At 37.7% G+C, this 12,837-nt stretch carries 11 protein-coding genes; 7 read left to right on the forward strand and 4 right to left on the reverse strand.

From position 1 onward, the window contains the following. Window position 1 precedes the first annotated feature (1 nt). Both dprA and V6255_RS14955 read right to left on the reverse strand, forming a co-directional pair. Window positions 2–1,111 carry a DNA-processing protein DprA gene (gene dprA / locus V6255_RS14950; protein WP_341628895.1) on the reverse strand — a complete coding sequence of 370 codons (1,110 nt, stop codon included), beginning with the start codon at window positions 1,109–1,111 and terminating at the stop codon, window positions 2–4. Between the two features lie 31 nt (window positions 1,112–1,142). Continuing rightward, window positions 1,143–2,222: a LysM domain-containing protein gene (locus V6255_RS14955; RefSeq protein WP_341628888.1), complete on the reverse strand. Its 1,080-nt coding sequence runs from the start codon at window positions 2,220–2,222 to the stop codon at window positions 1,143–1,145. Between the two features lie 94 nt (window positions 2,223–2,316). On the opposite strand from V6255_RS14955, the gene def reads away from it, so the two are divergent. The 6 genes from def to V6255_RS14985 all read left to right on the forward strand — a co-directional run bounded on the left by def (window position 2,317) and on the right by V6255_RS14985 (window position 8,938). Next, on the forward strand, window positions 2,317–2,829 hold the full coding sequence (def, locus tag V6255_RS14960) for a peptide deformylase (protein ID WP_137297737.1): 513 nt from the start codon (window positions 2,317–2,319) through the stop codon (window positions 2,827–2,829). 30 nt (window positions 2,830–2,859) lie between these two features. Then, window positions 2,860–3,813, forward strand: coding sequence for a methionyl-tRNA formyltransferase (gene fmt, locus V6255_RS14965; protein WP_341628889.1), 954 nt, complete (start codon window positions 2,860–2,862; stop codon window positions 3,811–3,813). 6 nt (window positions 3,814–3,819) lie between these two features. Further along, window positions 3,820–5,118, forward strand: a complete 1,299-nt coding sequence (gene rsmB, locus V6255_RS14970; protein ID WP_341628890.1) for a 16S rRNA (cytosine(967)-C(5))-methyltransferase RsmB — start codon at window positions 3,820–3,822, stop codon at window positions 5,116–5,118. 34 nt (window positions 5,119–5,152) lie between these two features. Beyond that, window positions 5,153–6,529, forward strand: coding sequence for a Trk system potassium transporter TrkA (trkA, locus tag V6255_RS14975; protein WP_137297740.1), 1,377 nt, complete (start codon window positions 5,153–5,155; stop codon window positions 6,527–6,529). A 10-nt stretch (window positions 6,530–6,539) separates the two neighbouring features. Beyond that, complete coding sequence (locus V6255_RS14980) at window positions 6,540–7,985, forward strand: TrkH family potassium uptake protein (RefSeq protein ID WP_341628891.1); 1,446 nt, start codon at window positions 6,540–6,542, stop codon at window positions 7,983–7,985. A 68-nt stretch (window positions 7,986–8,053) separates the two neighbouring features. Continuing rightward, window positions 8,054–8,938: a LysR family transcriptional regulator gene (locus V6255_RS14985; protein WP_341628892.1), complete on the forward strand. Its 885-nt coding sequence runs from the start codon at window positions 8,054–8,056 to the stop codon at window positions 8,936–8,938. Between the two features lie 92 nt (window positions 8,939–9,030). Here the strand turns inward: V6255_RS14985 and rmuC are convergent, their stop codons facing one another. Beyond that, the gene (gene rmuC, locus V6255_RS14990) at window positions 9,031–10,386 is read right to left on the reverse strand and encodes a DNA recombination protein RmuC (protein ID WP_341628893.1); all 1,356 of its coding nucleotides are present in this window, start codon (window positions 10,384–10,386) and stop codon (window positions 9,031–9,033) included. 1 nt (window position 10,387) lies between these two features. Beyond that, window positions 10,388–10,639 carry a hypothetical protein gene (locus V6255_RS14995; protein ID WP_160064736.1) on the reverse strand — a complete coding sequence of 84 codons (252 nt, stop codon included), beginning with the start codon at window positions 10,637–10,639 and terminating at the stop codon, window positions 10,388–10,390. Window positions 10,640–10,916: 277 nt separating this feature from the next. Here V6255_RS14995 and glmS point away from each other — a divergent pair, with 277 nt between their 5' ends. Continuing rightward, window positions 10,917–12,749, forward strand: coding sequence for a glutamine--fructose-6-phosphate transaminase (isomerizing) (gene glmS / locus V6255_RS15000; protein WP_160064734.1), 1,833 nt, complete (start codon window positions 10,917–10,919; stop codon window positions 12,747–12,749). Window positions 12,750–12,837: the final 88 nt, after the last annotated feature.

A 12,837-nucleotide genomic window follows, 5' to 3' on the forward strand; every position in this document is an offset into this window, starting at 1 on the left:
ACTAACCTTTTAACTTGGTGTAACCTTGCGGTTGGACGTTAATTATACCATTTATCTCTAATTCTATTAACTCATTTTGTAAGCTCACTACATCCATTCCACTACGGGCTAAAATTGTTTCAAAACTGGTTAGATTATAGTCAATTAATGATAGCAAAGGGGATTGACTTTTAGCTGGGTAAGGTTGTGCTATAGCGGTTGATTGCAATAAATTTAATGTGGGGAATTCATTAATAATATCATCACTATTCAGTATTAATTTTGCACCTTGTTGAATTAACTTTAAACAACCACAAGCTTGGGGGTTATCAACAGACCCAGGTAAAGCAAAAACTTCTCTATTTTGCTCTGCTGCATAACGTGCTGTAATTAATGAACCGCTTCTTAGCGATGCCTCAATGACCAAAGTCCCAAGACTTAAACCAGAGATAATACGATTACGTCTGGGAAAGTTACTTGGGTAGGCTGGCGTATCTGGCCAAAACTCTGAGATTAATAATCCTTTTTCACGAATCGCTGTAGCCAGTGAAGTATGGCGTTTAGGATAGATATTATTTAAACCAGTCCCTAATACCGCAATCGTCGATCCAATTTCTGTTAAAGCACCTTGATGAGCCATGCCATCAACACCTATAGCTAACCCACTGGTAATGGTTAAACCTACTTTAGAGAGTTGCTGTGCTAGGTCATGAGCTTTTTCTTTGCCGTAGGGGGTACAACTTCGACTCCCAATAATCGCTATTTGTGGGGAGTTTAATAAGGCTAAGTTACCTTGGGTGAATAATAATAACGGGGGGCTGCTTATCTGTTTCAATAATGGAGGGTAACGTTGATCGCCATAGCTGATAATATTCCGATCATCTGCATTTTCTTGCCAATCTAAACAAGATTGAATATGTGCTTTATTAGGCTGTAAAAAAGCAGTGATTTGTTCGGGTTTGAGGTGAAGGGCCGTTAACTGTTGCTTATTAAGTTGAAAGAGTTGTTCAATTGAATAATGAGAGAGGAGTGTGAAAATTTTACGCTTTTGAAGTGCTGGAACAGCATCAAGTGCTATCCAGCAATAAAGAGAATCTACAATCGCATCATGTTCAAATAGATTTTTTTGAATAACAACCTCTCTTAATTAAAGAGCAAGTAGTTTAAAATGCTAACCCTTCAATTTTGTATGTTGAACCAATAACATCATTACCGCGCATGAGTATCGCGATACTTAAATTTTCATAAACTTTAAATACCATTAACTCACCAACACGCTCTGCTGGAAGTCTTAAATCCGCGTCGCCTAATTGGTCAAATGCATTACTATCTTCTTTATAAAGAATTTCTTCATCGTTTACTAATAATGCCTGTCCTGAACGTAAGATAGAAAACATTGAGCCGATTTGAATATCGTCTTGTTTACCTTTATCAATAACCACAATATCCCATTTACCAATCGCCGCAGAGTTGTTTACTGCTGCTAATATATTGCCTTTAGTGCTTTTTGGCACTGGTTTAGGAATAAAGTAAGCTGGTATTGTTTCATACTCTGGAATCGCTAAGATTAAATCACCTTGGCGAGCTTCTCGAGAGCTCTTAATTAAATCATGTGGCGTTACTTTATCTGTCGAATCTACATTTGGACTCTGTGATACTTGTGATTGTCCGATAAAGATTAATTCAGTTCCTAAGTTTTTGCCAGCTGGCCCTTTATAATCTTTACCTAAACGATAAATACCATACAGTTTATTTTGATCATATTGGCCTTCCGCATAGAAAATATCACCTTCAAAGAAACGAGGGGAACCTACTGAGTCACCTAATAAACGAGGCGTTCCTTCTAATAAAACAGGATCAATAATGTGATCTTTCGATAGGAAGGCAGAAAGCATTTCTAATGGGATGATAGGAATCGCTTGGGTTTTTTCTTGTAAACGAGGAATTGGCGATAATTTTTTTAATCGTTTGCGAGTTAATCTAGGTTCTCCATCCACCCATATAAGATTTAAAATATCACCAGGGTAAATTAAGTCAGGGTTTTCTATTTGACTATTATTTTCCCATAAATGTGGCCATAACCACGGACTATTTAAAAATACAGATGAAATTCCCCAGAGAGTGTCGCCTTTTTTAACGGTATAAGTATCGGGGTGATTTGCTTTTAGTTTAATTGTGTCCGCAAGTACCGCCATTGAAAGAGCTACACCAATAATAAACGATACAATAAGTTTTAATTTCATAACAATCCTTGCTCTGTGATTAATAAAACTGTTTTTTGTAAAAGGAAATGACTAGAATTAACTTTTTAACATTAATAATGAGCACAATAATACCATGCCTTTACTTGAAGTATTACATTTTCCAGACGAACGCCTAAGAACTATTGCAAAACCCGTTGAGGAAATTACACCAGAAATCAAACAATTTGCTTCAGATATGATTGAAACAATGTATGACGAAGATGGTGTAGGACTCGCAGCAACACAAGTCAACTTTCATCAACGTCTTGTTGTGATCGATGTTTCTGCCGAGCGTGACCAGCCTCTTGTACTAATAAATCCAACTATTTTAGAGAGTGACGGTGTAGAGATCTCTGAAGAAGGTTGTTTATCTGTCCCTGAAACTAATGCTGAAGTTGAGCGCGCTGAGTTTGTTACTTTACAGTATCAAGATTTAGACGGTGAAACACACGTTGTTAAAGCAGATGGTTTATTTGCTGTGTGTATTCAGCATGAGTTGGATCATTTAAAAGGCAAGTTATTCATTGATTACTTATCGCCATTTAAGCAAAAGCGCATTAAAGCCAAGCTTGAAAAGCTTCAGCGCCAAAAAGAAAAATTCTCATAATTTATAATCACATTAGTTTAAGGTTGTTTCGTGGAAAAACTAAAAATAATTTTTGCAGGTACGCCTGATTTTGCTGCTAATCACTTACAAGCATTAATCGCCGCAGAATTTGATGTCGTGGCCGTTTATAGTCAGCCAGATCGTCCAGCAGGGCGAGGTAAAAAGTTGACAGCAAGTGCAGTAAAAGAAGTCGCATTAGCAAATGATATTGCAGTTTATCAACCAGAAAACTTTAAACAAAGTGACAGTGTTGAACAACTTGCATCATTAAATGCTGATTTAATGATCGTGGTGGCTTATGGGTTAATTTTACCTACTAGCGTATTAACCACTCCTCGTTTAGGTTGTTTAAACGTGCATGGTTCATTATTACCAAGATGGCGAGGTGCTGCACCTTTTCAACGTGCTATCTGGGCGGGTGATAAAGAGACTGGCGTGACCATTATGCAAATGGATGAAGGGCTGGATACGGGGGATATGCTTAAAAAAGTGAGCTGTCCGATTGATACAGATGAAACCAGTGCGTCACTTTATGCAAAAGTAGCGAAGCAAGCTCCTGCTGTTTTAATTGAAACCATTAATCAATTACAAGCAGGTGAATTGATTGCTGAGCAGCAAGATGAAAACGAAGCAACTTATGCTAAAAAGTTGAGTAAAGCTGAAGCGTTAATTAATTGGCAAGATAATGCTGAGTTTATTGACCGTTGTGTTCGTGCATTTAATCCATGGCCAATCAGCTATTTTGAATGGGCAGGACAAGTCATCAAAGTTCACCAAGCTAAAATCGTAGCATCAACAACCACGGAGCCAGCAGGCACCATTGTAAATGTTGATAAAAATGGAATCCAAGTTGCCACTGGTCAGGGTGTGCTTAACCTTGAAGTCATTCAATTAGCAGGTAAAAAAGCAATGCCTGTACAAGATGTTTTAAATTCTCGCCGTGAACTGTTTACAGTTTCTAGCAATTTACTCGAACAAGGTTAATTAAAAATGAATGTACGTGCGATTGCTGCGAAAGTGCTAAATCAAGTAGTAGAAAAGGGGCAATCGTTATCACAAGCATTGCCTGCTATTCAACAAGATCTCACCCCTAAAGACAAAGCCTTAGTACAAATGCTGTGTTACGGAGTATTACGTACTCTACCTCGCTTAGATTTTTTCTGTCGTTCATTGATGAAAAAACCATTAACTGGTAAACAGCGTGATTTACATTTTCTTATTTTAGTGGGCATTTATCAATTACTGTATACACGTATTCCAAGCCATGCTGCTGTCGGAGAAACGGTTAATGGTGCAAAAGCCCTGAAAAAGCCAGCCTTAAAAGGCATGATTAATGGTGTGTTACGTAGTTTTTTGCGCGAACAGGAAAGCTTAATTGAGCAAGCAGATCAGCAACCGGCTTTATTATATTGTCATCCAAGTTGGTTAGTTAAGCGTCTTCAAGCCGCTTACGGTGAAGAGAAAGCTGCACAAATAATGACGGATAATAATCAACAAGCCCCAATGTGGTTACGTGTAAATTCACGCTTTCATGATCGTGAACAATATCTTGCTTTGTTAACAGAGCAAGATAAAAAAGCAGATGTTGCAGAGTTTAATGACAATGCTTTATGTTTAGAAAATGCTTGTGATGTTTATCAGTTACCAGGATTCTCTGAAGGTTGGGTGTCAGTACAAGATGGCGCGGCACAATTAGCTGCTCATTATTTAGATGCACAACCTAATGATTTGGTGTTAGATGCTTGTTCTGCGCCTGGCGGTAAAACAGTTCATACATTAGAACTACAACCAAAGCTTAAACAAATGGTTGCCGTTGATTTTGATGAAAAGCGTTTATTACGTGTTAAAGAAAACTTAGAAAGATTAAATTTAGAAGCAACCGTTATCCACGGTGATGCCTCTAAACCAGATGAGTGGTGGACTGGTGATCAATTTGACCGAATCTTATGTGATGCTCCATGTAGTGCCACAGGTGTTATTCGTCGTCATCCTGATATTCGTTGGTTAAGACGCGATAGTGATATTAGTGAATTAGTGTCGTTGCAAAAGAATATTTTGAGTGCATTATGGAAAAAATTGAAGCCGGGTGGTGTGTTGTTATATGCGACGTGTTCTATTTTGCCCGATGAAAATGATCTACAAATCAAAGGCTTTTTAGAAAGTACAAGTGATGCATCATTAATTCCACTATCTGCACAATATAATGAATCAACTAAAGGTCGCCAAATTTTGCCTAATGAGCAAAAAATGGATGGATTTTATTACGCGAAACTACAAAAAGCGTTATAAAAGAAAAAAATCAATCGATAAGCAGTGAGATGAAATGAAAATTATTATTTTAGGTGCAGGACAAGTTGGTGCTTCTTTAGCTGAAAACTTGGTTGGCGAAAATAACGATATCACCGTAGTTGATGAAAATCATGAAGCCTTACAAGAGCTACAAGATCGGTTTGATTTGCGCGTAGTGCAAGGTAGTGCTTCTAGCCCACATACATTGGGTGATGCAGGCGCTATTGATGCCGACATGTTAATTGCTGTGACCAACAGTGATGAAATTAATATGGTTGCCTGCCAAATTGCTTTTACGTTATTTAATGTACCTAAAAAAATAGCACGTATTCGATCTCAAAGTGTCGTGATGCATGAGAAAGAACTCTTTAATAAAGACGCTTTCCCGATTGACCATATCATCGCCCCTGAAAAGTTAGTAAGTGATTACATTGCTCAACTGATAGAGTACCCAGGAGCTCTTCAAGTTGCTAACTTTGCCAATGGTAAGGTTGGCCTAGTGGCGATTCGTGCTTATTATGGTGGTTCTTTAGTTGGTAATGCTATTTCTGCTTTAAAAGAACATATGCCTAATATTGAAGCGCGTGTAGCGGCTATTTTTAGACGTGGTAAAGCTATCCGCCCTCAAGGCACAACCATTATTGAAGCCGATGATGAAGTGTTTTTTATTACAGCAAGCCCAAATATTCGTGCGATTATGGGGGAGATGCAAAAACTTGAACACCCTTATAAACGTATCATGATTGTGGGTGGCGGTTATATCGGTGAAAGCTTAGCGAAACGCTTAGAAAAAGAAAACTCAGTGAAACTGATTGAGAAAAATTACAGCCGCGCAGAGTATTTGTCTGAAACGTTATCGAATACAATCGTTTTTTGTGGTGACTCATCAGATCAAGATTTACTACTAGAAGAGCATATCGATCAAACAGATTTATTTATTACCGTCACCAATGATGATGAAGCGAATATTATGTCTGCGATGCTGGCAAAGCGTCTAGGTGCACGTAAAGCCATGGTATTGATCCAACGTACCGCTTATGTAGACCTGATCCAAGGCAATATCCTTGATATTGCAATATCTCCGCAACAAGCGACATTATCAGCCTTATTAACACACGTTCGTAAAGCTGACTTAAAACACGTTTACTCATTACGAGAAGGTTTGGCAGAAGCGATTGAAATTGTGGCGCGAGGCGACAACATGACCTCTAAAGTGGTGGGTAAAGAGATTTCTCAGTTAAAACTACCAAAAGGAACTAGTGTTGGTGCGATTGTGCGTGATGAGCAGGTACTGATTGCACATGATGACACTGTAATAGAAACTGATGATCACGTGATCTTGTTCTTAGTGAACAAAAAATATATCAGTGATATTGAAAAACTATTCCAACCAAGCCCATTCTTCTTGTAAGAGATAGCAGATGAACTACCGTCCGCTATTTTTTATCACGGGGTTGGTACTGTCAAAAATGGCAGTCTTTATGTATTTTCCCATGATATTGGCCTTTTACTATCACTCTTTTGGAGGGATGGAATTTTTAGCGTCAATTATCATTACACACTTAGCATCGATTATTTTCTTATACCTTGGTGGTGAAACTAACCGCTCCCATTTGGGAGTAAAAGAAATGTTTATGTTGACCACAGGTGTGTGGATATTAGCCAGCTTATTTGCAGCATTACCTTTTGTTTTTATTGAGCATATTAGCTATAGCGATGCTTTTTTTGAAACCATGTCTGGGATCACTACGACAGGTAGTACGGTTTTGCATGGTTTAGATACCATGCATCCAAGCATTTTACTATGGCGATCTATTCTACAATGGTTAGGTGGTGTGGGTTTCATTGTAATGGGCGTAGCGATATTGCCGTTTTTAAATGTCGGCGGTATGCGTTTGTTCCAAACAGAATCATCTGATTGGTCTGATAAATCAGCCTCTAAAACACGCCGTGTCGCGTTAGATATTTTACTGGTGTATGTTTCTTTAACGGTTTGTTGTTTCATTGGTTATCGCTTCGCAGGCATGGAAAACTTTGATGCTGTAAATCATGCCATGACCACTATCTCTACTGGCGGATATTCAACCTCTGATAACTCCATGGGACATTTTTCAAAACTAGCTCATTGGAATGCAGTTATCTTCATGTTCTTGGGTGGTTTGCCGTTTTTATTACTCATCCGTAGCATGCAACAAAAGTCATTTGGGCCATTATGGCGAGATGCTCAGATCCAAGGCTTTGCAAAATTAGTGATTTGTTGTTCGTTAAGTTTAACCCTTTACTTGGTATTTACTGACCAATTCTCATGGTCTGATGCGATCCGTTTAAGTGTGTTTAATGTGGTATCTGTTATTACCACTACTGGTTTTGGATTAGATGACTTCATTACTTGGGGCGATTTCAGTGTACTTATCTTTTCTGGTTTATTATTCACTGGTGCTTGTTCTGGCTCTACGGCTGGTGGTATTAAAATATTCCGTTTTCAAATAGCATTTAGCTTATTAAAACGTCAATTGATGTTATTAATGCACCCTCATGCACTTTTTCCACAAAAATATAATAATCGCAAAGTCAGTGATGAAATCCTGCGTTCATTAGTTGCTTTTGTTATTGCTTATATGACCACTATTGCGGTTTCTACCTTACTACTGACGTTATTTGGAGCTCATTCTATGGTGGCATTGAGCGCTTCCATTACCGCTGTTTCTAATGTTGGTCCTGGTCTAGTTGAGTCAATTGGTCCATCAGGTAACTTTGCTGCACTTCCTGCACCTTCTAAATGGGTTTTATCGATTGGTATGCTAATGGGGCGTTTAGAGATTTTAACCGTTGCAGTGATGCTAACTCGTCATTTTTGGCGTCGTTAAATCTAGCTCGTACTATTAACTAATCACCAGCGCTTTCATTTAATTAAATATGATTTTCAAGGTAAATGATGATTAATCAAAAACACTTAAATACCTTTATAAAATTAGTTGAAACTCAGCATTTTACTCAAACTGCCGAGTTGCTTTTTATGACCCAGCCCGGTGTGACTCAGCATATTAAAAAACTTGAAAAACATTTCAATACTTTGCTATTAGCCCGTTATGGAAAACAATTTGAGTTGACATTAGCTGGTGAGGAACTTTACCAAACAGCATTAGCTATGCGTGGGCTAGAAGAACAGCTAAATGAACAAATTAACCATGATGAAATGACAAAAGGTGTTTGTTCTATTGCTTGTTCAGGCGCTTTAGCTCATTTTTTATACCCTCATTTTGTAGATCGACAAACAGAATACTCAGAATTAAATGTGTTTGTTGAAGCAGCACCCAATAAAAATATTATTGAGGACTTGTTAAATAATGAGGTTGATCTAGGGATTGTGACGATAGAGACTGTGCATGAGCAACTTAAGCAAACACTAATCGGTGTTGAAGAGTTACAACTTGTACTACCAGCAATGGTTGATGTGGGTGAGGAGTTTACATTTACTGATTTAAATAATATTGGCTTTATTAATCATCCTGATGGATTACATTTTGCAGAAAAAGTGTTGTCAGAAAATTTTAAAGCTGATTATAAAGGCCCTAATAGTTTGAATATTAAAGGTTATGTAAATCAGTTACAGCAAATATTGTTACCGGTTGCTAAAGGAGTCGGTTTTACTATTTTACCAAGAAGAGCGATAGAGCAGTTTCAACAACCATCATTACTACAAGTCTTAGCTTTAGAAAGCCTTATTCAAGACCCTCTGTACCTAACGCAAAAACGTTATCGTCAACTACCACGCCGTTATGATTGGTTTGAACATAAAATAAAGCAATTACTAAGTTAAGCCAGAGCCGGACAAAGTAACAGCGAGCCTTCAACTGATTTCATTCCTTAATTTAACGTGACTTAACTGTCATTAGGTATCGCTCGCAGTAGTTAACTTAAATCATCGAGTTTATCGTTATGTTCCGTAAGCTGATCTGCGATAGGGCGCTTAATAGGCACGCCTAAGCCTTTTAATTGCTCAGCTTGTTGTATGACATTACCTCGCCCAGAACTAAGCTGTTTGAATGCACTATGGTAGGTTTTTTGTGCTTTATCTATTTGCACCCCAACTTCTAAGAAGTTATCACTGAATAAACGTAATTTATCGTATAACTTACTGGCTTGTTGCGCGATCAGTTGACCATTGTTTTCTTGACGTTGAAAGCGCCATAGATTTTCAATGGTGCGCAGTGCAATCATTAAGTTGCTTGGGCTCGCTAATAAAATATTATTGTCTAAAGCTAATTGAACTAAGCTTGGGTCGTGCTCTAAAGCGACAATAAAAGCAGGCTCTACAGCAACAAATAACAGTACATAATCTAAAGTGTTGGCACCAATTAAGTCTTGATAATCCTTTTTACCTAATCCTCTAATATGTTGTCTTATGGACAAGCAGTGCGCATCGATTGCTTGTTTCTGCTCGCCGACATCTTGACTATTGAAGTAGCGTTCATAAGCGACTAAAGAAACCTTAGAGTCGATAATAATATTGCGTTGTTGTGGTAAGTTAACAATTACATCGGGTAAAAATCGTTGTCCTTTACTGTCTTTTAAATTGACTTGTGTTGCGTACTCATGACCTTCACGTAACCCTGAAGTTTCTAAAATTCGCTGTAAAACGACTTCGCCCCAATTACCTTGCTGTTTATTATCGCCTTTTAAGGCGTTTGTTAGGTTTTGAGTTTCTTGATGCATTAAATTGTTCAAATTAGCGAGCTGATCAATTTCACGTTTTAAATTAAAACGCTCTTTGCTCTCGTTGACGTAACAATCAGTGACTTGTTTTTTAAACCCTTCTAACTGTGTACTTAATGGATCTAACAACTGCTTAATAGATTGCTCATTCAATTGCTTAAACTGAGTAGATTTATCGTGAAAGATACGCTGTGATAATACTTCAAATTGTTGGCTTAATTTGGCTTCTGTTGCTTGCTGATCACGTAAACGCTGTTCGCCTGCTTGTAAACGAATGTCTGACTCTCTAACGCGTGTCGTTAACTTGCCAACTTGTGCTTGTAAGCTTTCATTATGTAGTGATAAGTCGTCTATTTTATTTTTTTGAGAGTCATTTTGTAGAGTTTGATGTTGTAGATTTTGTTCTGTGAGCTTTAAAGCGAGGTGTTGTTCAGCTAAGGTTTTTTTAGCGCGAGATAAGTTGCTGAAGGTAAACAATAAAACCATCAAAAGTAGAGTGGTTAAAATACTGATCAATAATATGCCATTGTTTGCTAATAAATCCGCAGACATTTTAATATTCCATTTTCTTTAAGGCACTAATCACATGAGGGTTAAGTCTGTTCCAGCAAAGCAGAAAAGCTAAATAAATAGCAAAAACAATCCACTTGTGTAAATTTTTACCCAGATCTAAATCCGCAAAAACAAAAGGTCCATAATAGGTATCTATTATTTTCACATAAATAGCCATAATCACAGGCAAGATCAAAACCGTTAATAATTTCCAAACCAAAGACAAAGCTTGAGTAAGAGGGGTATTTAACATGCACTTTCCAATCGATAATAGATGAACTGTAACTTTAAACAGTAATCCGATATAAGTGAATAGATAACTTTAAAAAGAGCTGGTTAGAGCAACAATCAATAACAGTATCAATATTAAACAATCAATGCATTATTATGCTGTTTTCTTTTTTAATATTGCCTATTTAGAGATAAAAATCGTATTTGTGCATGTTTGTGCATATTTGTGCGTGATATTCATGAGAAAATGGATTAAAGTGCGTACCTAATTAATTTAAAACTAATATCAGGGGAAGTTTATGTGCGGTATCGTTGGTGCAGTTGCGCAAAGAGAAGTATCTGAAATTTTAATCGAAGGCCTAAAAAAATTAGAATATCGTGGTTATGACTCAGCCGGTGTAGCCATTGTTGATAGCGAAGGTAAATTAACTCGAGTTCGTCGTTTAGGTAAAGTGAAAGAATTAGCCGATGCCGTTGAAGGTATGCAAGCAATGGGCGGTACAGGTATTGCGCATACTCGTTGGGCGACACATGGTGAGCCCTCTGAAATTAATGCTCATCCACACGTTTCAGCTGATATTTCTATCGTACATAACGGCATTATTGAAAATCATGAGCCACTACGTGAGTTATTACAACAACGTGGTTATGTTTTTAAGTCTCAAACTGATACTGAAGTGATCGCACATTTAGTTGAATGGGAATTAAGAACATCTACATCATTACGTGAAGCTGTTCAAAAGGCAGTACCTCAATTAGAAGGTGCTTACGGTATGGTGGCGTTAGATAGTCGAGACCCATCTCGTTTAGTAGTCGCACGTTCAGGCAGCCCGATTGTTATCGGTCACGGTATCGGTGAAAACTTCCTAGCATCAGATCAACTTGCACTATTAAATGTAACACGTCGTTTTACTTACCTTGAAGAAGGCGACGTAGCGGAAATTACACGCCGAGAAGTAAATATTTTTGATTTAAGTGGAAATGCCATTGAACGTGACGTGATTGAATCGACGGTTGAACATGATGCAGGCAGTAAAGGTAAATACCGTCACTTTATGCAGAAAGAAATTTTTGAACAACCAACTGCATTACTAAGTGCGTTAGAAGGCCGTATCAATGAAGATAGTATCGTTGTTGAAAGCATTGGTGCAGGCGCAAAAGAGATTTTATCTAAAGTACAGCATGTTCAAATCATCGCTTGTGGTACTTCATACAACTCAGGTATGGCCGCTCGCTACTGGTTTGAGTCACTTGCTGGCGTAAGTTGTGATGTTGAAATTGCCTCTGAATTCCGTTACCGCGACTTTGTTGTTCGTCCAAACAGCTTATTACTCACACTTTCTCAGTCAGGCGAAACTGCAGATACACTAGCTGCGTTACGTTTAGCGAAAGAGAAAGGTTACATGTCAGCAATGTCAATTTGTAACGTTTCTGGTTCTTCATTAGTACGTGAATCAGACCTTGCGTTTATGACACGAGCAGGGACTGAAATCGGCGTAGCATCAACAAAAGCATTCACAACACAGCTTGCTGCAATGTTGATTCTGGTAACCGCTATTGGTAAAGAGCAAGGGACGATTAATAAGCAAAAAGAAACAGAAATTGTCCATGCTTTACATTCATTACCAGCACAAATTGAAAAAGCATTAGCGTTTGATAAAGAGATTGCAGCGTTAGCACCAGACTTTGCTGATAAACATCACACATTATTCTTAGGTCGTGGTGAGTACTACCCAATTGCAATGGAAGCGGCATTAAAATTAAAAGAAATTTCTTACATTCATGCTGAAGCTTACGCAGCAGGTGAATTAAAACATGGACCATTAGCGTTAGTTGATGCAGATATGCCAGTTGTTGTAGTTGCACCTAATAATGATTTATTAGAAAAATTAAAATCTAACGTTGAAGAAGTACGAGCTCGTGGTGGTTTGTTATATGTATTTGCCGATGAAAACTCAGGTTTTGAAGCGTGTGATGGCATGAAGATTATTTCATTACCTCACGTAGACCCAATCATCGCACCGATTTTCCATACCGTACCGATGCAATTACTGTCTTATCATATTGCTTTAATCAAAGGCACTGATGTAGACCAACCACGTAACCTAGCGAAAGCGGTAACTGTTGAATAAACAATGGTTTTTATTTTTAGTTAATATAAAATGATTTTATATTTTATATTTTATATTTTATATTTTATATTTTATATTTTATATTTTA

The organism is Psychromonas arctica, from assembly GCF_038155225.1.
Taxonomy (GTDB): domain Bacteria; phylum Pseudomonadota; class Gammaproteobacteria; order Enterobacterales; family Psychromonadaceae; genus Psychromonas; species Psychromonas arctica_B.